This window comes from Alteraurantiacibacter buctensis (assembly GCF_009827655.1).
Lineage (GTDB): Bacteria > Pseudomonadota > Alphaproteobacteria > Sphingomonadales > Sphingomonadaceae > Alteraurantiacibacter > Alteraurantiacibacter buctensis.
Genome location: NZ_WTYV01000008.1, coordinates 49,286 through 71,596, shown reverse-complemented (window position 1 = coordinate 71,596; position 22,311 = coordinate 49,286). Strand labels below are relative to the sequence as shown.

21 protein-coding genes are annotated in these 22,311 nt (G+C 68.0%); 15 read left to right on the top strand and 6 right to left on the bottom strand.

Translation table 11 applies throughout. The annotated features are described in order from the left end of the window. Window positions 1–2 precede the first annotated feature (2 nt). Both surE and GRI99_RS16515 read left to right on the top strand, forming a co-directional pair. Window positions 3–758, top strand: coding sequence for a 5'/3'-nucleotidase SurE (gene surE / locus GRI99_RS16520; protein ID WP_160773172.1), 756 nt, complete (start codon window positions 3–5; stop codon window positions 756–758). Beyond that, window positions 758–1,825 carry a potassium channel family protein gene (locus GRI99_RS16515; protein WP_160773171.1) on the top strand — a complete coding sequence of 356 codons (1,068 nt, stop codon included), beginning with the start codon at window positions 758–760 and terminating at the stop codon, window positions 1,823–1,825. Before surE ends, GRI99_RS16515 begins: the two co-directional genes overlap by 1 nt. Here GRI99_RS16515 and GRI99_RS16510 read toward each other — a convergent pair. Next, entirely contained in the window at window positions 1,818–2,228 is a 411-nt protein-coding gene (locus GRI99_RS16510) for a DUF1761 domain-containing protein (RefSeq protein WP_160773170.1), read from the bottom strand. The genes GRI99_RS16515 and GRI99_RS16510 overlap by 8 nt on opposite strands. 72 nt (window positions 2,229–2,300) lie before the next feature. Here GRI99_RS16510 and rimO point away from each other — a divergent pair, with 72 nt between their 5' ends. The 9 genes from rimO to GRI99_RS16465 all read left to right on the top strand — a co-directional run bounded on the left by rimO (window position 2,301) and on the right by GRI99_RS16465 (window position 13,951). Next, entirely contained in the window at window positions 2,301–3,683 is a 1,383-nt protein-coding gene (rimO, locus tag GRI99_RS16505; RefSeq protein WP_160773169.1) for a 30S ribosomal protein S12 methylthiotransferase RimO, read from the top strand. Window positions 3,684–3,911: 228 nt separating this feature from the next. After that, window positions 3,912–4,328 (top strand): secondary thiamine-phosphate synthase enzyme YjbQ, encoded by a 417-nt coding sequence (locus GRI99_RS16500; protein ID WP_160773168.1) that lies wholly within the window; start codon window positions 3,912–3,914, stop codon window positions 4,326–4,328. Window positions 4,329–4,394: 66 nt separating this feature from the next. Continuing rightward, window positions 4,395–5,213: a transglutaminase-like domain-containing protein gene (locus GRI99_RS16495; protein ID WP_160773167.1), complete on the top strand. Its 819-nt coding sequence runs from the start codon at window positions 4,395–4,397 to the stop codon at window positions 5,211–5,213. 164 nt (window positions 5,214–5,377) lie between these two features. Next, window positions 5,378–6,808: a glucose-6-phosphate dehydrogenase gene (gene zwf / locus GRI99_RS16490; RefSeq protein ID WP_160773166.1), complete on the top strand. Its 1,431-nt coding sequence runs from the start codon at window positions 5,378–5,380 to the stop codon at window positions 6,806–6,808. Next, window positions 6,801–8,618, top strand: coding sequence for a phosphogluconate dehydratase (edd, locus tag GRI99_RS16485; protein WP_160773165.1), 1,818 nt, complete (start codon window positions 6,801–6,803; stop codon window positions 8,616–8,618). The genes zwf and edd overlap by 8 nt, the downstream gene beginning before the upstream one ends. Next, window positions 8,615–9,601, top strand: coding sequence for a glucokinase (locus GRI99_RS16480; RefSeq protein ID WP_337192946.1), 987 nt, complete (start codon window positions 8,615–8,617; stop codon window positions 9,599–9,601). Before edd ends, GRI99_RS16480 begins: the two co-directional genes overlap by 4 nt. 17 nt (window positions 9,602–9,618) lie before the next feature. Beyond that, entirely contained in the window at window positions 9,619–10,218 is a 600-nt protein-coding gene (gene eda, locus GRI99_RS16475; RefSeq protein ID WP_160773164.1) for a bifunctional 4-hydroxy-2-oxoglutarate aldolase/2-dehydro-3-deoxy-phosphogluconate aldolase, read from the top strand. Continuing rightward, on the top strand, window positions 10,215–12,992 hold the full coding sequence (locus GRI99_RS16470; RefSeq protein WP_160773163.1) for a phosphoenolpyruvate carboxylase: 2,778 nt from the start codon (window positions 10,215–10,217) through the stop codon (window positions 12,990–12,992). Before eda ends, GRI99_RS16470 begins: the two co-directional genes overlap by 4 nt. 248 nt (window positions 12,993–13,240) lie before the next feature. Beyond that, on the top strand, window positions 13,241–13,951 hold the full coding sequence (locus GRI99_RS16465) for a L,D-transpeptidase family protein (RefSeq protein WP_160773162.1): 711 nt from the start codon (window positions 13,241–13,243) through the stop codon (window positions 13,949–13,951). Here GRI99_RS16465 and tilS read toward each other — a convergent pair. From tilS to GRI99_RS16440, 5 genes are all read right to left on the bottom strand, one after another. After that, window positions 13,948–14,895 (bottom strand): tRNA lysidine(34) synthetase TilS, encoded by a 948-nt coding sequence (tilS, locus tag GRI99_RS16460; protein ID WP_160773161.1) that lies wholly within the window; start codon window positions 14,893–14,895, stop codon window positions 13,948–13,950. The two genes, GRI99_RS16465 and tilS, sit on opposite strands and share 4 nt — an antisense overlap. Next, complete coding sequence (locus tag GRI99_RS16455; protein ID WP_237438418.1) at window positions 14,879–15,862, bottom strand: tetratricopeptide repeat protein; 984 nt, start codon at window positions 15,860–15,862, stop codon at window positions 14,879–14,881. The genes tilS and GRI99_RS16455 overlap by 17 nt, the downstream gene beginning before the upstream one ends. 124 nt (window positions 15,863–15,986) lie before the next feature. Continuing rightward, on the bottom strand, window positions 15,987–17,051 hold the full coding sequence (locus GRI99_RS16450) for a helix-turn-helix domain-containing protein (protein ID WP_160773160.1): 1,065 nt from the start codon (window positions 17,049–17,051) through the stop codon (window positions 15,987–15,989). Between the two features lie 115 nt (window positions 17,052–17,166). Further along, window positions 17,167–19,440 (bottom strand): phosphoenolpyruvate--protein phosphotransferase, encoded by a 2,274-nt coding sequence (gene ptsP / locus GRI99_RS16445; protein WP_160773159.1) that lies wholly within the window; start codon window positions 19,438–19,440, stop codon window positions 17,167–17,169. Window positions 19,441–19,541: 101 nt separating this feature from the next. Continuing rightward, complete coding sequence (locus GRI99_RS16440; RefSeq protein ID WP_160773158.1) at window positions 19,542–19,697, bottom strand: DUF465 domain-containing protein; 156 nt, start codon at window positions 19,695–19,697, stop codon at window positions 19,542–19,544. 201 nt (window positions 19,698–19,898) lie between these two features. On the opposite strand from GRI99_RS16440, the gene GRI99_RS16435 reads away from it, so the two are divergent. From GRI99_RS16435 to GRI99_RS16420, 4 genes are all read left to right on the top strand, one after another. Continuing rightward, complete coding sequence (locus GRI99_RS16435) at window positions 19,899–20,096, top strand: DUF465 domain-containing protein (protein ID WP_160773157.1); 198 nt, start codon at window positions 19,899–19,901, stop codon at window positions 20,094–20,096. 115 nt (window positions 20,097–20,211) lie between these two features. Beyond that, window positions 20,212–20,679 (top strand): DUF1465 family protein, encoded by a 468-nt coding sequence (locus tag GRI99_RS16430; protein WP_160773156.1) that lies wholly within the window; start codon window positions 20,212–20,214, stop codon window positions 20,677–20,679. A gap of 76 nt (window positions 20,680–20,755) precedes the next feature. After that, entirely contained in the window at window positions 20,756–21,628 is an 873-nt protein-coding gene (locus GRI99_RS16425) for an MBL fold metallo-hydrolase (RefSeq protein ID WP_160773155.1), read from the top strand. After that, window positions 21,625–22,257: a DUF4230 domain-containing protein gene (locus GRI99_RS16420; protein ID WP_160773154.1), complete on the top strand. Its 633-nt coding sequence runs from the start codon at window positions 21,625–21,627 to the stop codon at window positions 22,255–22,257. Before GRI99_RS16425 ends, GRI99_RS16420 begins: the two co-directional genes overlap by 4 nt. Window positions 22,258–22,311: the final 54 nt, after the last annotated feature.

The window sequence follows — 22,311 nt, the reverse complement described above, 5'->3', positions numbered from 1 at the left end:
CGATGCGCATTCTGCTGACCAACGATGACGGCATCCACGCCCCCGGCCTGCACCTGCTGGAGAAACTGGCGGCCAGCCTGTCGGACGATGTCTGGGTCTGCGCCCCGGCCGAGGAGCAATCGGGCGCAGGCCATTCGCTGACGCTGCACATGCCGGTGCGCTTGCGCGAGCATGGCCACCAGCGCTTTGCCGTTACCGGCACGCCCACCGACGCGGTGAACCTGGCGCTGCGCAAGCTGTTTGCCGACCGTAAGCCCGATCTGGTCATCTCCGGCATCAACGCGGGCGAGAACCTGGCGGACGACATCACCTATTCCGGCACCATTTCCGCCGCGATGGAAGGGGCACTGGCGGGCATCCCGGCCATTGCGCTGAGCCAGACGATGCGCGACGGCGAGCGGGATTACGCCGCCGCCGCAGGCTGGGGCGAGCGGGTGCTGCGCGTGCTGGCGGGCACCGCCATGGCCCGGCGCACCCTCGTCAACGTCAACTTCCCCGATGTGGCCGCCGACGCTGTCAAAGGCGTTCGCGTGGTGCGGCAGGGGTTCCACGACTATGACCGGGGCAGCCTGATCGAAAGCCTGGACCCGCGCGGGCGGCCCTACTTCTGGTTCGGCCTGCAGGATGCCGAGCATACGCTGGACCATGGCACCGACCTGGAAGCGGTGGAGGACGGCTATATCTCGGTCACCCCGCTGCACGTTGACCTGACCCACTACAGCGCGATGGACGCGCTGGCCGCGCGGTTCGCCCCCTGATGCCGCTCGACCGCCGCGACGAGGTCCGCGCGAGCCTGGCGCGCCGGTTCTCTCCGCTGCGGCGCGCCGTCAGGGTTCCCGTTTGGGGCGATCTGGGCATCCGCCTGGGCCTGGCGCTGTTCCTGATCATGCTGGTGGTGATGATCCACTACTGGGATCGCGCGGGGCTGGTAGACCATCACGACGGGGAAGTGAGCTTCCTCGACGTGGTCTATTTCACCATGATCTCCATCACCACCACCGGCTTTGGCGACATTGCCCCGATCAGCGACCGCGCCCGCCTGATCGAGGCGGTGATCGTTACCCCGGTGCGCTTCGCCGTGCTGTTCATCTTCGTGGGCACGGCGTACAATTTCATCATCAAGAGAAGCTGGGAGAAGTTCCGCATGGCCCGCATCCAGAAGCAGCTGTCAGGCCATCTGGTGGTGCTTGGCTTCGGCGTCTCCGGCTCCGAAGCCGTAGCCGAACTGATCGAGCGCGGCACCGATCCTGCTTCCATCGTGGTGATGGACCCGGACGAGGAACGGTTGCGGGTGGCCGAGAAGCTGGGCTGCAACGTGATCTGCGCCGATGCCACGCGCGATGAAAGCCTGATCTCGGTCCGCATCACCCAGGCCCGTAGCGTGCTTGTTTCCGCCGGGCGCGACGACACCTCGATCCTGATGGTGCTGACCGTGCGCCACCTGGCACCCGATGTGCCGATCAGCGTGGTCGTGCGCGCGGCGGACAACGAACTGCTGGCCCGCCAGGCGGGGGCCAACAACGTGATCAACCCGGTGCGCTTTACCGGCCTGCTGCTGGCCGGCAGCGCGCAAGGGGCGCACGTGGCCGATTACCTGGCAGACCTGGCCAGCGTGACCGGGCGGGTGCAACTGGTGGAGCGGCCGGTAACACCGGACGAGATCGGCCGCCCGCTTTCGGCGCTGCCCACCGGCGGCATGGGCCTCAGGATCTATCGCCAGGGCCACGCCATCGGCTTCTGGGAGCCGGAGGCCTGCGCCCTTGAGGCGGGCGATACCGTGGTGGAGATCAGGCCCACCGAAGCGACCGAGGGCGGCGTCAGCTAAGTGCCACGAACACGCCGCCCACGGCAGCCATGCCCACGATCATGTAGCCCGCATCGATGGCGAACAGTTTTCCGGGGCGCATCTGGAACAGGTAGTTGATGCCGATTGCCGGGGTCATGATCACCGCCCCGAAGCCCACCGCCATCATCATGATCACATGCGGCGCAGGGTTGCTGCGGGCGATATTGTGGCCCAGCATCAGCACCACCAGCATTTCCAGCGCGAAGGCCAGCAGCATCACCAGCCACACCGGCAGCTTCGCCGTGGGATAGGGCATCTTCTCGCCGTCGTAACCCACAAGCGCCTTCCAGGCCTTGCCAAACAGCGGCCCGTACCACAGCGCGCCGATGCCGAAAAATGCCAGGCTACCCAGCACCACCGCCAGCAGGTTCACATTGCCCATCGCCCGTCTCCCTCGCCCCGTTCGCGCCGCACTCTAGCGCAAGGGGCGCTGCGGGTGTAGGGGCGGCGCATCATGGCCTCCACCATCATCCCGGACCAGAAGCGCGTTGGCCTGGTCAGCCTCGGCTGCCCCAAGGCGCTGGTCGATTCCGAACGCATCATGACCGCGCTGCGCGCCGATGGCTATGCCATGTCCCCCGATTATGCCGGGGCCGACGTGGTGCTGGTCAACACCTGCGGCTTCCTCGATTCCGCCAAGGAGGAGAGCCTGGATGCGATCGGCGAGGCGATTGCCGAGAACGGCCGCGTGATCGTCACCGGCTGCATGGGCGACGAGGCCGAGGCAATCCGCGCCCGCTTCCCGCAAGTGCTAGCCATCACCGGCGCCCATCAGTACGAGGCCGTGGTCGAGGCCGTCCACCAGGCCGCCCCGCCCACGCAGGGACCATTCGTGGACCTGATCCCCGATACCGACCTGAAGCTGACCCCGCGCCACTACAGCTACCTGAAGATCAGCGAAGGCTGCAACCACGCGTGCAGCTTCTGCATCATCCCGTCCTTGCGCGGCAAGCTGGCCAGCCGGCGGATCGATGCCGTGCTGCGTGAGGCCGAGAAGCTGGTCGCCGCCGGCACGCGGGAACTGCTCGTCATCAGCCAGGACACCAGCGCCTACGGGGTGGATATCCGCCACGAGGAGCGCATGTGGAAGGGCCACCCGGTCCGCGCCCACATGACCGACCTTGCCCGCGAACTGGGCCAGTTGCGCACGCCGGATGGCCACACGCCGTGGGTGCGCCTGCACTATGTCTATCCCTATCCGCACGTGGACCAGGTGATCCCGCTGATGGCCGAAGGGCTGCTGACGCCCTACCTGGACATTCCCTTCCAGCACGCCAGCCCCAGCGTTCTGCGCGCCATGAAGCGCCCGGCCAACGAGGCGAAGGTGCTGGAACGCCTGGCCAACTGGCGCAGCATCTGCCCGGACATCGCCGTGCGCAGCAGCTTCGTGGTCGGCTTCCCGGGCGAGACCGAGGCCGATTTCCAGTACCTGCTGGACTGGCTGACCGAAGCCCGGCTGGACCGCGTGGGCGCCTTCCGCTTCGAACCCGTGCAGGGCGCGGCGGCCAATGCCCTGCCCGGCCACGTGCCGGACGAGGTGAAGGAGGAGCGCTTCGCCCGCATCATGGAACTTACCGCGCGCATCAGCGCCGAGAAGCTGGCCGCCAAGATCGGCCGCACGCTGCCGGTGATCATCGACGAGGTGGGCGAGCCCGACGAGGACGGCGACACGGGTGCCACCGGGCGCAGCCAGGCCGATGCGCCGGAGATCGACGGCCAGGTGTTCCTGCGCAACGTGCCCGCCAGCCTGAAGCCCGGCGACTTCGTCGAAGTCGAGGTGGAAGACGCCGACGAGCACGACCTGTTCGGAGTGATCAGCGCCCGCTCGCTTGCCTGATTCGTTCAGCCAGGCCGCGCACCCGGTGAACGGCGGGCGGGTTTAGTTGATGAAATACATGCGACAGGCGTCCCTTGGCGAACCAAAGGGGGCGGGAGGGGTCTCAGCGGGGTCAAGGAGCCGGCAGCCCGCCATGGAGGAAGGCCGCCGCGAAGCTAGGGTGGCCATGACGCTGTAGGAAAGCGTTTTTGTGCCCCGGCCCACGCGCAGCCTGCTAGGCTGCGCCCCATGCCCCACCATACCGCCCGGATCATCATCCCCACCCAGCCCCGCCGGCTGACCGAGATTACCGGCGAGGTTGCCGGCTGGCTCCCCTCCACCGGCATAACCACGGGCCTGGTCACCGTGTTCTGCCGCCACACCAGCGCCAGCCTGCTGATTACCGAGAACGCCAGCCCCGCCGTGTGGCGCGATGTGGTGGCGTGGCTGGACCGGGTGGCGCCCGAGGGGCCGCTGTACGAACACGATGACGAGGGAGCGGACGATATGCCCGCGCATCTCAAGGCCCTGCTTACCGGCGCATCGGTGCAGGTGCCCGTGGTTGGCGGACGCATGGCGCTGGGCACATGGCAGGGCATCTACCTGGCCGAGCACCGGGCCCAGCCGCACCGGCGGCAGGTGGTCTTGCATGTGGCGGGGGATTAGCGGGATACTCGCCGCGCCCAAAGCGTTCGCGCCTTCGTCTCATTTCCGGATTATAGCCCTGCCCCGATGACCGCTCCCGTGCCACCCACCGCCACCCTGTCCATCACCGTGGAGCTGGGCTTTGCCCTGCCCCAGGCAGGTGACGTGCTGCTGCAGTTCGAAGCGGCGGCGATCCCGGAGCAGGAGCTTGTCTCCACCGGCCTGTGGCTGACGCCGGTGGAACACTTCGCCCGCGTGGCGGCGCAGGATACCATCGGCGATCGGATCTGGCTGCGCGTGGCGGGCGATTGCAGCCTGACCTATCGCGCCACCGTGGCCGTGCAGCGCAAGCTGGCAGACCTGGCCACACTGGATGCCCTGCTGCCGCACGACCTGCCGGGCGAGGCGGTGCCCTACCTGCTGGATTCCCGCTATTGCCAGGCGATGCGCCTGCAATCGATGGTGGCGGACGAGTTCGGCCACCTGGCAGGCGGGGCCAAGGTGTTGGCCATGCGCGACTGGATTGCCGGCCACCTGACCTATGAAGGCGGGCGCTCCACCGCCGATACCACGGCCATCGATACGCTGGTGGACCGGCGCGGGGTGTGCCGCGATTATGCCCACCTGCTGGTGACCATGGCGCGCGCGGCGGCCATCCCGGCACGCTTCGTCTCGTGCTTTGCCCCCGGGGTGGACCCGCCCGATTTTCACGCCGTGGCCGAAGTGTTCCTGGCCGATCCATCGATCCCCGGCGGCGGGGCCTGGCACATGGTCGATGCGACAGGCATGGCCGATCCGGCGCAGACGGTGAAGATCGGCGTGGGCCGGGATGCGGCGGACGTCAGCTTCCTGTCCGCCTTCGACCCGTGCGATTTCGGCTGGCACAAGGTCACCGTTCTCGTCTAGGACGGGTTTGTTGAGAACGTTCACAACGACTCGACGCTTGGCATTCGTATGCGTGGGTGTTAGCGCTACCATAGCGGTCGACATTCTTGTGGGAGAGCCCTATTGCGGTGCAACAAGAGCAAGGCGTAAGAGGGGGAACAGGCTGCCATGCGCGAGGCTAATCGATGACAACCAAGGCCAAGACCCTGCTGCTGTTCGGGGCCACGGGTGACCTCTCGCGCCGGATGCTGCTGCCCAGCCTGGCCGCCCTCCATGCCGAAAAGCTGGTGTCCGAGGACCTGCGGATCGTTGGCACGGCCCGATCGGAGATGACCGACGCGGGCTTCCGCAATTTTGCCCGCGAGGCGCTGGAGAAGTTCCTGCCGGCCGAACGGCGCGGCGGCATGGCCGATTTCCTCAACCGCCTGCACTACCAGCAGCTCGATGTCACCGACCCCAAGGCCTTTGCCAAACTGGCCAAGAAGGTGGGCGATCCGCAGGGGCTGGCGATCTTCCTCAGCACCGCGCCGCAACTGTTCAAGGCCACCATCGAGGGGCTGGCCGGGGCCGGCCTGGCGGAAGAAGGCACCCGCATCAGCCTGGAAAAGCCGCTGGGCACCGATCTGGCCAGCTCGGCCGCGATCAACGATGCCGTGGCCGCCGCCTTCACCGAAGACCGGATCTTCCGCATCGACCATTACCTGGGCAAGGAAACGGTGCAGAACCTGCTGGCCCTGCGCTTTGCCAACCTGATGTTCGAGCCGCTGTGGCGCAGCCAGTATATCGACCACGTGCAGATCACCGTGGCCGAAACGGTGGGGCTGGAAAGCCGGGTGGATTTCTATGACGGCGCGGGTGCCCTGCGCGACATGGTGCAGAACCACATGCTCCAGTTGCTGGCCCTGGTGGCGATGGAGCCGCCGGGCAAGTTCGATGCCAATTCGGTGCGCGACGAAAAGGTGAAGGTGCTGCGCGCGCTGCGGCCGATCAGCGCGGACGAAGTGGTTACCGGCCAGTATCGCGGCGGGGCCAGCACCGGCCAGATCGTGCCGGGTTATGACGAGGAACTGGGCCGCGACAGCGATACCGAAACCTTCGTGGCGCTGAAGGCCCACGTGGACAACTGGCGCTGGCGCGGGGTGCCGTTCTACCTGCGCACCGGCAAGCGCCTGACCAGGCGCGTGACGGAGATCGTGGTGCAGTTCAAGGCCGTGCCGCATTCCATCTTCCCCGGCGCGCGGATGATGCCCAACCAGCTTGTCATCGGCATCCAGCCGGAAGAGAACATCAGCTTCACCCTGATGGCCAAGGTGCCCGGCATCGACCAGGATGGCATGGTGCTGCGGCCCGTGCCGCTGAACATCGCCATGCCTGATGCCTTTTCCGGCAAGGTCAAGCGCGTGGCCTATGAACGGCTGCTGCTGGACCTGATCGAGGGCGACCAGACGCTGTTCGTGCGGCGCGACGAGGTGGAAGCCCAATGGCAGTGGATCGACGGCATCCGCGCCACCTGGGCCCGCGAGGGCGTGCTGCCCAAGACCTATAACGCCGGCTCGTGGGGCCCCAGTGCCGCCATTGCCCTGGCCGAGCGTGACGGAGTAAGCTGGCATGAGTAACCTGCACCCTGCCATCCAGCGCGTGACCGACCGGGTGATCGAGCGCAGCCGCGACAGCCGCGCTGCCTACCTGTCGCTGATGGCCGAGGAGGCTGACCGGCACCGCGACCGCAATGCCGCCCTGCCCTGCTCCAACCTGGCCCACGGCTTTGCCGCGGCGGGCGAGGACAAGGCCAGCATCGCTGCCCGCAAGGGGCCGAACATCGGCATCATTTCCGCCTACAATGACAGCATTTCCGCCCACCAGCCCTATGGCGCCTATCCGCCCCGGCTGAAGGTCTATGCCCGCGAAGTGGGGGCTACGGCGCAGGTCGGCGGCTCTACCCCCGCCATGTGCGACGGGGTGACGCAAGGGGCGGACGGCATGGAAATGTCGCTGTTTTCCCGCGATGTGATCGCGCTCAGCACCACGGTGGGCCTCAGCCACCTGATGTATGACAGCGTGGCCCTGCTGGGCATTTGCGACAAGATCGTGCCCGGCCTGCTGATCGGCGCGCTTCGGTTCGGCTGGCTGCCGGCCATGTTCGTGCCCAGCGGCCCCATGCCCAGCGGCATTCCCAACAAGGAAAAGCAGGCCGTGCGCCAGCTCTATGCCGAAGGGAAAGTGGGCCGCGCCGAACTGCTGGAGAGCGAGAGCAAGAGCTATCACTCGGCCGGCACCTGCACCTTCTATGGCACGGCCAATTCCAACCAGATGATGATGGAGCTGATGGGCCTGCACATGCCCGGCGCGGCCTTCGTCCAGCCGGGCACGCCCTTGCGGCAGGAGCTTGACCGCGCCGCGATCCACCGGCTGGCGGCGATCACCCGCGAGGGGAACGACTATCGCCCGCTGTGGAAGTGCGTGGACGAGAAGGCCATCATCAACGCCGCCGTGGGCCTGCTGGCCACCGGCGGATCGACCAACCACGCGATCCACATCCCCGCCATGGCGCGCGCTGCCGGCGTGGTGTTCGACTGGACCGACCTGGACGAGCTTTCCGCCAACGTGCCGCTGCTGGCGCGGGTCTATCCCAACGGCTCGGGCGACGTGAACCATTTCCACGCCGCCGGTGGCATCGGCTTCGTGATCGGCGAACTGCTGAAGGCGGGCCTGGCCCATGCCGACGTGCTGACCGTGGGCGGCCAGCAGGGCCTCAATGACTATGCGCGAGAGCCGTGGCTGGATGGCGACAAGGTCGCCTGGCGCGAGGTTGGGGCCAACGGCGACCCCGAAATGCTGCGCACCGTGGACAACCCCTTCATGGCCGATGGCGGGATGCGCCTGGTCACCGGCAACCTGGGCCGCGCCTGCTTCAAGACCAGTGCAGTGGCGCCGGAGCGCTGGACGATCGAGGCCCCGTGCCGCGTGTTCGCCGACCAGCAGGAGGTGAAGGACGCCTTCACCGCCGGCGAGCTGGACCGCGACGTGGTGGTGGTGGTCCGCTTCCAGGGACCGCGCGCCAACGGGATGCCCGAACTCCATGCCCTCACCCCGATCCTGGGCGTGTTGCAGGATCGCGGCTACAAGGTGGCGCTGGTGACCGACGGGCGCATGTCCGGCGCATCGGGCAAGGTGCCCGCCGCCATCCACGTCAGCCCGGAAGCGCTGGGCGGCGGGCCGCTTGCCTTCCTGCAGGATGGCGATGTGGTGCGCCTGTGCGGACACGATGGCACCCTTTCCACCAGCGCCGATATCACCGGCCGCAATCCGGCCATGGCCCCGCCCGCCGCGCGCGGCACCGGGCGCGAGCTGTTCGCCATGTTCCGCCACTTTGCCGACGATGCCGAAAAGGGCGGCAGCGCCATGCTGGCCGAGGCCGGCCTGTGAGCGCGCCCGCCGCCCGGCTCGTCACCGTCGATATCGGCGGCACCCACGCCCGCTTCGCGCTGGCCGAAGTGATGGCTGACGGCAGCATCGCGCTGGGCGATCCGGTGACCCTGCACACCGACGAGCACGCCAGCTTCCAGACCGCGTGGGAGCATTTCTGCGAGATCGAGGGCGGGGTGCTGCCCCGCCAGGTGGCCATCGCCATTGCCGGGCCGGTGACGGGCGACGTGATCCGCTTCACCAACAACCCGTGGATCATCCGCCCGGCGCTGATCAACGAGAAGCTGGGGGTGGAGCGCTTCACCCTGGTCAACGATTTTGCCGCCGTGGCCCATGCCGTGGCCCGCGCGCCGGATGACCAGTTCCTGCACCTGGCCGGGCCGGACGTGCCGCTGCCGCGCGAGGGCACGATCAGCGTGCTCGGCCCGGGCACCGGCCTCGGCGTGGCCTGGCTGTGGCGCAACGGGCACGGCTTTACCCACGTGCAGGCGACCGAGGGCGGCCACGTGGATTTCGCCCCGCTGGACCAGGTGGAGGACGCGATCCTGGCCCGCCTGCGCAAAAGCCACAATCGCGTGTCCGTGGAACGCGTGGTCGCCGGCCCGGCCATTTCCGACATCTACCACACCCTTGCCGCGCTGGAGGGCAAGGCCGTTCACGAGCTGGACGATATTACCATCTGGACCGCCGCGCAGGACGGGACGGACAGCCTCGCCGCCGCCGCGATGGACCGGTTCTGCCTGTCGCTGGGTGCGGTGGCGGGCGATACCGCGCTGGCCCAGGGCGCGGTGGGCGTGGTGATTGCCGGCGGCCTTGGCTATCGCCTGCGCGAGCACCTGCCCCGGTCAGGCTTTGCCGAGCGGTTCTGCGCCAAGGGCCGGTTCCACAACCTGATGGCGCAATTGCCCGTCAAGCTCATCACCCATCCCCAGCCCGGCCTCTATGGCGCAGCGGCAGCCTTTGCAGCGGAGCACCTGTCTTGAACGCGATCGAAAAAATCATGCGCACCGCCCCGGTCATCCCGGTGCTGGTGATCGAGGATGCGGGCGAGGCGCGCGAAATTGCCGAGGCGCTGGTGGAAGGCGGCCTGTCCGTCCTCGAAGTCACCCTGCGCACCACGCATGCGCTGGATGTGCTGCGGCGGATGAACCTGGTGCGCGGCGCCACCGTGGGTGCGGGCACCGTCACCAACAAGGCCCAGCTTGACGAAGCGCTGAGCGCCGGGGCCGAGTTCATCGTCTCCCCCGGCCTCACCGAACCGCTGACGCTGGCGGCGCAGAAGGCCGGCGTGCCCTTCCTGCCCGGCGTGGCGACGGCGGGCGATATCATGCGCGGGATGGACCTGGGGCTGGAACACTTCAAGTTCTTCCCCGCCACGGCAGCGGGAGGCCTGCCCGCGCTGAAGGCGCTGGCCGCGCCGTTCTTTGCCGCCAAGTTCTGCCCCACCGGCGGCATCACCGCCGCCAGTGCGCCCGAATGGCTGGCCCATCCCGCCGTACTGTGCGTGGGCGGATCGTGGATCGTGCCGCCGGGGGCTGACCCGGCCGAGATCAACCGCCTGGCGCGTGAGGCTGCGGCCCTGGGAGGCCAGGCCCGGTGAAGTCGCTGGCGGACCTCGAGCAGCGCCTGGGCGACCTGCACCGCCGCACTTCCGAAACCCCGCTGTTCAACCCGGTCTTCCAGCTCAGCCTGGACCTGTCGCGCCTGCTGGAAAGCGGCGCCATGTCGCTGGACCAGTGCGCCGCGCTGGTGGCGGAAATCGAGTGCGAGGCGCTGGCAGCACGCGCCCGGCGCCTGCGCGGGCTGGTGGCTCCGGTGGCCCCTGCCGCCAATACCAGGGCGCTGAAGGCCACCCTTGGCACCGGCGATTTCGCCGCCTTTGCCGCACGGTGGGATCATCCGCTGGTCCACACCGTGTTTACCGCCCACCCCACCTTCCTGCTCACCCCCGCGCAGACTGCCGCCGTGGCGCAGGCCGCCAGCAGCGATGCGCCGGTCGATCCCGCCTGCCTGGCGGGGGCCCGCGCCGATGTGACGCTGGCCTATGAACATGCCGAGGCCATGCAGGCCATCGCCCATGCCGCCAGCGCGCGCGACACCATCGTGGCCACGGTGCTTGACCACGCCCGCGAACAGTGGCCGGACCAGTGGCTTGACCTGAACCCCCTGCCCTTCCGCTTCGCCAGCTGGGTAGGGTATGACATGGATGGCCGCACCGATATCGGCTGGTCAGCCTCGGTCGGCTTCCGCCTGGCCGAGAAGGCCCAGCGCCTGGCGTTCTACAGCCGCCAGCTTGCCGCCATCGACCCCAAGCATCCGCTGCTGGACGAGCTTGGCCCGGCGGCGGACTATGCCGCCGAACGGGCGCAGGATTTTGCCGGTGACCTGTCGGACCCCGCTGCCCTGTCGGTTGCCGCCAACCGCCTGACCGCAGGCGATCCGCGCAAGTTGCTGAGCCTGAAGCGCTATATTGCCGCGCTGGACGACGAGGCGCGCGCCACCCCCGATGCCGCCCGCGCCGTGGCGCTGAAGACGCTGGCCGCCGCCATGCGCGCCGATGGCCTTGGCATGGGCTGGATCCACTTCCGGGTAAACGCAAAGCAACTGCACAACGCCATCCGCCGCAAGCTGGACCCCAATGGCACGCTGGACCTGTCCAGCAAGGGAGCCATCGTCCACATCCGCCGCGCGATCAGCGAGGTGAAGCCGCACCGCTCCAACTTCGCGGCCCTCGCCATCGAAAGCAGCACCGCGATCCGCCAGTTCCTGGCGATGGCGCAGATCCTGGCGCACGTGGATGCCGATGCGCCGATCCGCATGCTGATCGCCGAGTGCGAGGAACCGGCGACGATCCTGGCCGCGCTCTACTTTGCCAGGCTGTTTGGCATCGACGACAAGGTGGACGTATCCCCGCTGTTTGAGACCGAGACGGCGCTGGAACACGGCGGCCGCTTTCTCGATGCCCTGCTGGCCGAAGAGGAATACCGCGCCTATGCCCGCCGCCGGGGCCGGGTGGCGATCCAGACCGGCTTTTCCGATGCCGGCCGCTTCGTCGGCCAGCTTCCCGCCAGCCTGGCCATCGAGCGCCTGCAGGGCCGGCTGGCGCAGGCCATGGCCGACAACGACCTGGCGGACCTGGCCGCGCTGATATTCGACACCCATGGTGAAAGCATGGGGCGCGGCGCCCATCCCTGCTCCATCGCCGACCGGCTGAGCTGGCCGCTGAGCCACTGGGCACGGCGGCGCTTTGCCCGCTCCGGCATCCGGCTGGAGCCGGAGGTGAGCTTCCAGGGCGGGGATGGCTACCTATGGTTCGCCACCCCGGAACTGGCGCTGGCCACCCTGACCCGCATGGTCGAAAACGCGCCGGGGGTGACGGACGAGAACGCACCCAAAGACCCGTTCTACCAGCGCACCGACCTGTCCCTCGATTTCTACCGCGCGATCCGCGATCACCAGCACGAACACCTGGAAAGCCGCACCTATTCGCGCGCCGTCACCGCCTTCGGGCTGGGGCTGCTGAATCCCACCGGCAGCCGCGTCAGCCGCCGGCAGAGCGACATCAGCGCCGACCGCGAGATGAGCCTGCGGCAAATCCGCGCCATCCCGCACAACGCCATCCTGCAACAGCTTGGCTATCCGGTGAACGTGATCGCCGGGGTGGGCCACGCGGCGGAAGGCAATTACGAGGAAATGGCCACTCTGCTGAAGGACAGCGCGCGCGGCCAGCAACTGATCAGGCTGGTGCGCGCTGCCAATGCGTTGGCATCGGTCAAGACCGTGGCCGCCTATGGCGAGCTGTTCAACTCCGCATATTGGGCCAGCCGCCCCTATCGCGGGACCGAGGAACACCTGAGCCACGCCTGCGAGGCGCTGGCCGAATATCTCGTCAAGGATGACCGCAACGGCGTGTTCCGCCGCCTGGCCAGCCGCCTGCGGGTGGACGCGCTGAAGCTGCACCGCCTGCTCTCGCTGCTGCCGCCTGCTGCCGATGGCGAAGTGACCGGCGAGGATACCCGCCGCACCATCGGCGTGCTGCAGGCGATCCGGCTGGCGCTGTTCCAGTACATGATGATCCGGGCGGTCAGCGTGCCGGTGTTCAGCCGCGCCAACGACGTGAGCCGCGATGACGTGCTGGAAATGGTTTTCACCCTGCGGATCGACGAGGCACTGGCCCAGCTCCGCCGCGCCTATCCCACCAGCTTCCCGCAGATCACCGACTTCAGGCTTAACGAGCCGACCGACTATCCCGAAGGCGAGGACCACGGCTACGAGGCGATTCGCACCCGATTCATCGACCCGATCGAGGCGGCGCAGGCACTGAACCTCAGGATCACCACGGCCATCGCCAACCTGTTCGGCGCGCATGGTTAGGAACTGCGGCCCACATGGCCCATCCCGGGCTGCAAATGGCACTGTTCTGCGCTTCCGGTGCTCACGACCATAGAGGTCGCTGCGCGCCGGTTCTCGAACAGCACCATTTTCGCCTCGGCCTGAGCCACGTGGACCACAGTTCCGGATACGAATCCGTCCGGAAGGAATTGCGGCCACCCCGTCCCTTTTCGGGACCGGGGCTGCCGATACACTGGATTTTCACTGTCCGAAGCGCATAATCCGCAGCCATGAGCACAGCCGTCAAATGGATCGGGGGAGCGACGCTGGCCGTGCTGGCCGGCTTTACCGTGATGGCCTTTGCCGGGGATGCGCTGGTCGCCCGCGATCCTGCGCCCGAACCGGCTGGCTGGATTGCCCCGGATGACGTGTTGGCCGAAGATGCCACCGTGACCAGCGTGGAACCCGCCGCTGTCGATCCCGACGCTGCCGATCCCTTCGTGGGCGAGCGGCCGCCGGTGCCGGAGATGGACACCAGCCCCTTCGTCATCAAGCGCGTGCTGCCCATCGAAGGCCCGATCCGCTATGGCGAGTGGCACTGGGACGATGAAGGCGTGCCGCCCGGCCCCCTGGTGATTACCGTGGACCTGCAGGCGCGCGTGATCAGCGTTTTCCGCAACGGCTATGAAATCGGCGCAGCCGCCGCGATGCTGGGCACCGACGAGCACCCCACCCCCGTGGGCCAGTTCCCGATCCTGACCAAAGAACGGCACAACGTGTCCGAGAAATACGGCAACGCCCCCATGCCCTGGACCCTGCGCCTTACCTGGGACGGCATCGCCATCCACGGCGGCAGCGAAGTGGAACGCGGCTATGCCAGCCACGGCTGCGTGGGCGTGCCCGACGAATTCGCCGACCGCCTGTTCCGCACAGCCAGCGTGGGCGACCGGGTGATCATCACCGACGGCGTGCGGACGGGGGTTGGCGGGCGGTTGGGCTAGCCGGTCCGACGGGGCGGTTCGGGGCGGAAAAGCCACTCCCCGTCTTTCACGCAAGCGAGCATTCCGCCAAGCGAGGCATTCTGCCCCTGAGACAGTCGCTCAACCATCCGTGCAATGTCGGATCGCACCGGCGCTGTTCCCGAGCGCTGCAGGATCATGCGCACCACTTCGATGCGTTCGAAGTTCGTCGCGCCCGGCCAATAGCGGAACTGGTCGCCATCAGGCGTCACCGCACCTTGCCAGAGGGAACTCAGAGTGTCCTGCACGAACTCCTGCGCCTCGGCGAGATAGGTGGCTGAAGTCGACAATCCGGCGGCATCGAGCCAGTCGCAAGCAGCGATCGCCTGACGGATCCGCACCCTGTCGAAATCGGTGTTCTCGTTAGACAGGTCGGCCACGGCCATTATCCCGGCCCCTTCGCAAGCAGCAGCCAATTCGCTGTGCCTGAAATTCAGCAAAGGACGGATGACGGTAATTCCCGCGATGAGAGAGCTGGATCGAACGCCAGTCAGTCCCACCAGCCCGCTGCCGCGCAAAAGCCGCATAAGGATGGTCTCAGCCTGATCGTCTGCGTGGTGAGCTGTTGCGACGGCCCGCAGATTTCGCGCAAACGCCCACTCCGCCAACGCCGCATAGCGCGCCTCACGCGCCCTAGCCTGCACGTTGCCCGGCCGAACGGTTACTTCCAGAACCGCACAGTCCACCCCCCGCTCCGCACAAGCCGCCGCCACCAGCGCGCACTCGTCCGCCGCTTCCGCGCGCAACCCGTGGTTGACCGTCGCCACCTCGAACCTGCCCGGAATGGCCACATGGGCCAGCAGCAGCATGGCCATCGAATCCGGCCCGCCGCTGACGGCCAGCCCGATCTTGCCGCCGCCCGGATTCAGCCGGTCGAGCGCCGCCTTGAAGCGCGCGACCAGTGCCGGATCAGGGGCAGGTGACACGGGCCCGCAGCGCATCGTACTGGCCCTTCAACCGACCCGCCATTTCGGTGGGATAGGTGGTGGCGAACTCGGCCAGGGCGATGCAGGCGCGGCTAGTGGATTGCGCGCTGTTCAGCGCCAGCGTGGCTTCCACGAGGTACAGCAGGCTGTCCGGCGCGCGGGCGCCCTGCTTGTTGTCGAGGTAGTTGGCCAGGAACTGGCGGCCTGCCGCCTCCGGCTCGCCATTGTCCAGATAGGCACGGCCCAGCAGGTTGCGGGCGAAGCTTTCGCGGGCGTGGTCGGGATAGCGTTCCAGGAACAGCGAGAGCTGCTGCTGCGCCTCGGGATAGAAATCGGCATCCCACAGGCGGAAGCCGTAGACGTATTCGTCATCCCCGGCATCAGCCGTCTGCGGCTTCAGGATCGCGCGCACCGCTGCCAGCCGCTCGGGCGTGGGGCCGGGTGCGGGGGTGGTGATCGCGGGGTTGCTGACCAGTTCCGCGGGGCCGCCGGCAGTGGCCGGAGCAGGGGTGCCGGTCGTCGTGCCGGGCGCAGGCGAAGGCACGGCGATGGCGGCGGTGCGGGCCGCTTCCAGCGCGTCCACCCGGCCCTGCAGCAGGGTGATGGCATTGCCGCTGATTTCGCTGGCGGCGGTCAGGCGGGCAAGCTGCTGCTCGATGGCATCCAGCCGGGCCAGCACGTCGGTCAGCGCGGTGGCATTAGGAAGGGTTGCGCCCTGCGGCTGGCCCTGCGGCGCGGTATCGGCGGTAATCTCCGGCTCGAAGAAGCGCTGGTCGCCGCCCGGGAACACGGCGCGCTGGAGGGCGCGAAGCTGGGTCTCGATCCGGTTCATCCGGTCATCGGTGGTGGCAGCGCCCTGCTGCTGGGCCGCCGCCGGCTGCACCAGCGCGACTTGCGGGCCAAGCGCGGTGACGAGGCTGGCCGCAATCACCAAACCGCGCGACTTGCGCCAGGGAAGAACTGCCATCTGCCAAAGATCCTTCTGTTCGCTGTGCCGCCAGCATGGGCGCGGCAAGTGGAATAGACGATTAACCATGCGAGGTGGAGCCGCGCCACCACGAAATCCACCGCAGACTGCTCAGCAGTGCCCCCTATTCGGCAGCCGGTGCCGGTTCTGCCGCCGGGGCGGCTTCCGGCTCGGGCACGGCGGGTTCGGCAGCGGCAGCTTCGGCGCTGGCCGAATTGGCAGCGGCGGCATCCTGTGCGGCGACCGGTGCGCTGCTGCGGATGGCGGCGGGGCGCGCGCTGCGTTGCGGCGAGTTCAACAGGCGGGACGGCTGGTTCTGGCTGAGCGGCACGGTGCGGGCGGGAGCAACCACGTTGCCGGCCGCAGGCGTGGGCCCGCCGGAGGGGCTGGCGCTGGCTGAAGGCTGCGGCGCGGAGCGGGCCAGCAGGCTGGCGGCATCCACCTTCACATCGCGCAGGGTCATCATTTCGGTGGCGAGCGGCGGCACGGCCCGCCCGCCGATGGTGATGCTCAGGGCCTCGGGCCGGGCAGTGCGGAGCATCGGGCCATTGGCTTCGGCCGGCACGGTGAAGCTCTCGCCGCGCGCCAGTTCCTTTTCCAGCAGGCGCAGGCCATCGGCATCGTAGAAGCTGACCCACACCCGCTCATCAGTGGCGGTAAAGGTGACCGGGCCGCCGGTGGCGGCAGCCGCCGGCGTGGCGGCGGCGCTGGCCCGCGCGCTGGCCTCCTCGGCCTCCTGCTGCTCGATCAGCGAAGGCAGCTCGGCCGCGGGCGAGAACAGCGTGCGATAGGCAAAGAACAGCCCCGCCAGCAGCAGCCCCAGCGCCAGCAGCGAGAACCACACCAGCGACTGCGAGGGGACGCGGGCGGGATCGCTCGGCTCATAGCTCGACGTGGTGCGCGCGGCCGGTTGCAGGGCATTGAGTTCACCGCGCACCTGGGCGGCGATCGCCTCGCCATCCAGCCCCACGGCCTTGGCCACGGTGCGGGCAAAACCGATGGCATAGGTGCGGCTGGTGAAGGCGGCATAGTTGCCCGTCTCCAGATCCTCCACGTGACGCTGCGAGATCTTGGTCCGCGCCGCAATATCTCCAATCGACAGGCCCAGCCGCTCGCGCGCATAGCGCAGCTGCGGCCCCGCCCCGCGCGGCGCCGTGAATTCCTCGGGCATTTCGATCTGGTCGGTCATCAATGCTCCAGCCGTGCGACCCGGCTGCCTTTTTGTGCTGATTGCTGTGGTTTATTTCGGGTCATCAATGAAGGTGAACCGTGACAAGTCAAGGTCACCGATTGGTGAGCGGCGGCTATTCTGTCTCTATTCCGCGCGCTTCGGCCCAGGCCTGCAGTTCGGCCCGCATGCTGGCGGGTGGCTGGGCCAGCCAGCCGTTCATGGCGGCAGCAATCTCGCGCGTGTCGATCTTGCGCACCAGTTCCTTCACCGGCCCCACCGCAGCCGGGGTGATCGACAGGCGGCGCACGCCCAGGCCGATCAGCGCAAGGGCTTCCAGCCGCCGCCCGCCCATCTCGCCGCACACCCCCAGTTGCACCCCGGTTCCCACGCAGCCATTGACCACCCGCTTCAGGAACCGCAGGATTGCCGGGCTCAGCCAGTCATAGCGTTCGGCCAGCGCCGGGTTGGCCCGGTCCGCCGCGAACAGGAACTGGGTCAGGTCGTTGGTGCCCACCGAAATGAAGCTGACCCTGGGGCACAGCAGGTCCAGCGTCTCGGCCAGCGAGGGCACTTCCAGCATCACGCCGTATTTCACCGACAGCGGCAGCTTGTGCTTCAGCTTCTTCATGAAGGCGATCTGGCCATCGAACACCGCCTTGGCGGCATCGAATTCCCACACTTCGCTGACCATCGGGAACATCACGTTCAACTCGCGGCCAGCCGCCGCATCCAGCAGGGCGCGGGCCTGCACCTTCAGCAGCCCGCCGCGTTCCAGCGACAGGCGCAGCGCGCGCCAGCCCATTGCGGGGTTCTCGTCCTCGCGGCTGGTCTTGCTGGTCAGGTACGGCAGGCTCTTGTCACCGCCGATATCGACCGTGCGGAAGATCACCTTCTTGTCGCCCGCCGTTTCCAGCACGTCGCGATAGAGCCGGGTCTGGCGGTCGCGCTGCGGCAGGGCGGCAGAGACCAGGAACTGGAATTCGGTGCGGAACAGGCCGATCCCGTCCGCCCCGGTGACGCTGAGCATGGCGACATCGTCGCGCAGGCCCGCGTTCATCATCACCTCGATCCGCGTCCCGTCGCGGGTGAACGGCTCCACGTCGCGCATGGCGGCATAGGCAGCCTGCTTCTCGCGCTTGGCGGCAAGGCGGGTGACCATGGCATCCAGCACCGCCTGGCCGGGGCGCAGGGTAACCTTGCCGGCATCGCCATCGACGACGATCTGGTCGCCTTCGCGCACCTGGCCGCGCACCCCGCGCACGCGGCCGATCACGGGCACGCCCATGGCGCGGGCCACGATCACCACGTGGGCGGTCAGGCTGCCTTCCTCCAGCACCACGCCCTTCAGGCGGCGCTTGTCGTATTCCAGCAGTTCCGCCGGGCCCAGGTTGCGCGCGATCAGGATGGAATCGCCGTGCAAGCCCATGCTGGCCGCCGTGCCCACGTGGCCCGAGACGATCCGCAGCAGCCGGTTGGACAGGTCCTCCAGATCGTGCATCCGGTCGGCCAGCAGCGGATCGGCAATCTCGCGCATCCGCTGGCGGGTGCGCTGCTGCACGCGCTCGATCGCGGCCTCGGCGGTCAGGCCGCTGTCGATCGCCTCGTTGATGCGGCGGCTCCAGCCTTCGTCGTAGGCGAACATCTTGTAGGTCGCCAGGACCTCCTCGTGCTCGCCGCCCACGCCGAATTCGGCCTGGTTGGTCATGTTGTCGATCTGCTCGCGCATCTTGTCGAAGGCGAGATAGACCCGCTGGCGCTCGACCTCGATGTCCTCGGCCACAGTCTGCTCGATGGTCACGCGCGGCTGGTGGAACACCGCCCGCCCGCAGCCCAGGCCAGAGACCAGCTTCAGGCCGTCGAGCACCTGCTGCCCGGCCATGCTGCTGCCGCGCGGGTCCAGGTCCTCCTCGTCCACCAGGCCGGCGTTGTGGATCAGTTCGGCCAGCACCATGGCGACGGTCTGCAATGCCTCGATCTCGACCTCGACGTACTTGCGCGGCTCCACGTGCTGCACGGTCAGCACGCCGATCGCCCGTTCGCGCCGCACGATCGGCACGCCGGCGAACGAGTGGAACTTGTCCTCGCCCGTTTCGGGGCGGTACTGGAATTCCGGATGGGTCGCCGCCTCGTCCAGGTTCAGCGTCTCGATGTTGGCAGCAATCGTGCCGGTCAGCCCTTCGCCCACGCCCAGGCGGGTGACGTGGACAGCGCTCTGGTTCAGGCCGCGGGTGGCGTAAAGCTCCAGCACGCCTTCGCGCAGCAGGTAGATCGAGCAGACCTCGCTATCCAGCGATTCGCCAATGATCTCCACCACCTGGTTCAGCTTGCCCTGCGCATGGGTGCGCGAAGCCATGACCTCGTGCAGGCGGGTCAGGATCAGACGTGCGGACTGGGCGGCAACCACCATGGGCCAAGGCCTAACGCATATTGGCGGCCTTGCACAAGGCGCGGGTTTTCCCTGCGGTCAGCCCGCAGGGAAATGCCCGGTCAACAGCAATGGAAATGTGATCAGTTGAGCGAGAGGGCTTCCTTCAGCCGCAGCTTCTGCTTCTTGAGCAACTGGATCAGGGCGGTGTCGGGGGAAGGCCGGTTCATCTCGTCTTTCAGGCGGGCTTCCAGTCCCTGGTGCTTGGCGTGCAGGGCGGCGACATGCGATGATTCCATCAGCGTTTCTCCTGTGGTTCGGGCCTGCCTTAAGACAGGTCCGTAAGTCGAACCGAAACGCGACTCGCAGGCTCATCCGTCGAGCCGCGCAATTGCCATCAAATCACAAGTCACCTAGATCAGCAAATAGGGAGCGCCACGAGGCGCCTCGTTCACGCGATCAGGGGAAATTCGGGCGGTGATCCAGGGGACCAAGCGCAAGTGACCGAAGAGGAAATGCGCCGCCGCCTGCTGCAATTGCAGGTGGAGCACCGCGACCTGGATGCCGCCATCGCCGCGCTGACCGATGCGGGCGGGCAGGACCAGTTGCAGGTGGCCCGCCTGAAGAAGCGCAAGCTGCGCCTGAAGGACCAGATCGCAATGATCGAGGACTACCTGACCCCCGACATCATCGCCTGACCTTGCCCAGCAAAATGGTAAACCTGTGCCCCTTCGGCACATATGTTTTTCCCGAGGGAAATTAACCATGATCGCTCTGGCGCACAGCCTTCGCGGGGGCTAGCGATAAGCCACCATGGGAGATCCCGCCGATATCAGCCCGACCATTGTCGAGATGCTCTATGTCGACGCGCTGCGCCTGGCGGACGAGGCGCGCGCCGCGTTCGACATGTCGGGCCGGCTGGATCTGGTGGGCAGCAGCGCGGAACTGTCGCGCGTGGCCTTGTCGTGCGAGGCGCTGCGCACCACCACGCGGATGATGCACGTGCTGGCCTGGCTGCTGAACCACCGCGCCTATTTCAACGGCGAGCTGAGCGAGTTCCAGCTGCGCCGCCACGGACGGCTGCCCCCGCCGCAGCCCGAACCCGATGCCGACCAGTGGGCCATGCTGCCGCCGCACTTGCGCGACCTGGTCACCCGCACCCGCCGCTTCTATGACCGCGTGGCCCGGCTGGACCACGCCTGGCGTGACCGGTTCACCATGCACCCCGCCGCGATCCACCGCCTGCGCGACCGGCTGGGCGCGGTGGTCGCCGCCGGCTGACGGGTTTTTCCCAGTTCCCGGCAAACTTGCCGCAAGATGATGGAAAAGCGCGGGCTTGCTCGCCATATGGGCCGCGATGGCGCTTCCCCCGCAACCCTGGCCCACTGGGCAGACCGAGCAGCTTGAGCCGCTGGTGGCCCGCGTGCTGGCCCCCAATCCCTCACCTTTCACCTATACCGGCACCCAGACCTACCTGGTGGGAGGAGACGATGGGCTGGCGGTGATCGATCCGGGACCGGACGATGCCGATCACCTGGCCGCACTGGTGACCGGCATCAACGCACGGCCCGTGGTGGCCATCTGCTGCACCCATACCCACCGCGACCACTCGCCCGCCGCCGCGCCGCTGGCCGCTTTGACCGGCGCCCCGGTGATCGGCTGCGCTCCGCTGGCGCTGGAGAGCGATGCGCCGCGCGTGGATGCCCCGTTCGACAAGGCCTATGCGCCCGATCGCGTGCTGGCCGATGGCGAGCAGATCCACGGTCCCGGCTGGACCCTCACCGCCATCGCCACCCCCGGCCACACCAGCAACCACCTGTGCTTCGCGCTGGAGGAAAGCCGCGCCCTGTTTACCGGCGATCACGTGATGGGCTGGTCCACCAGCGTGGTGGTGCCGCCCGATGGCGACATGGGCGATTACATGGCCAGCCTGGTGAAGCTGCACGAGCGGGATGACCGGGTGTACTATCCCGCCCATGGCCCGCAGGTGGACAACCCCCGGCAACTGGTGCGCGGCATGGCCGGCCACCGCCGGGCGCGGGAAAAGCAGATCGTGCGGCTGCTGGAGGAGCGGCCCCAGACCATCGCCGCCATGGTGCCGGTGATGTACAAGGGCGTGCCCGAGTTCCTGTGGCCCGCCGCCGCGCAGAGCGTGCACGCGCACCTGATCGAGCTGGCCCGGCAGGGCAGCGTCACCCAGCAGGAAGACGGCCAATGGAGCATCGCATGACCACCAGCCCCATCAGCCGGGCGCGCAGCCAGGCCCTTCCTTGGGCGCTGGCCGGCGCGCTGGCGATAAGCACCGCCGGTCTTGGCTGGCTGGCCTTCGGGCCGGAGGATCACGGCGATCCGGTAGCCGCCAGCGTCACCGCCTTTACCCGCCAGAACAAGCTGACGGCGTTTTCCGCCCAGCTTTCCACCGTGGTCAGCAGCGAGGATTCGCGGTTCTTCGGCCTGCTGGAAAGCCGCCAGGTGGCGGTGATCCCGGCGCGGGTGGACTATGCCGTGGACTTCTCCGGTGTCGACGCGGGCGATTTCGCGTGGGACGAGGAGGCCTATCGGCTGGTGGTCGACCTGCCCGCCATTGCCGTGGGCCGCCCCAACCTGGACGAGGCGCGCGCCCAGTACCTGCAGGAAGGCATGCTGATCACCCGCGAGGCCGCCGCCAGGCTCAACCGCGACAACACCCTGGTGGCCGAACGGCTGGCCGCCGAGCAGGCGAGCGATCCGGTGCTGCTGCAACTGGCGCGCAACGCCGCGCGCGATGCCGTGCGCCAGAACCTCGTCACCGTGCTCGATGCCGCCGGCCACCCGGGCGCGCGGGTCGATGTTCGCTTCGCCGGCGAACCGGGAGCTTGACCGCCGGTTGACTTGGCCCCCGGGCGGGCGCACCCTCCTGCGGTCATTCCTTGG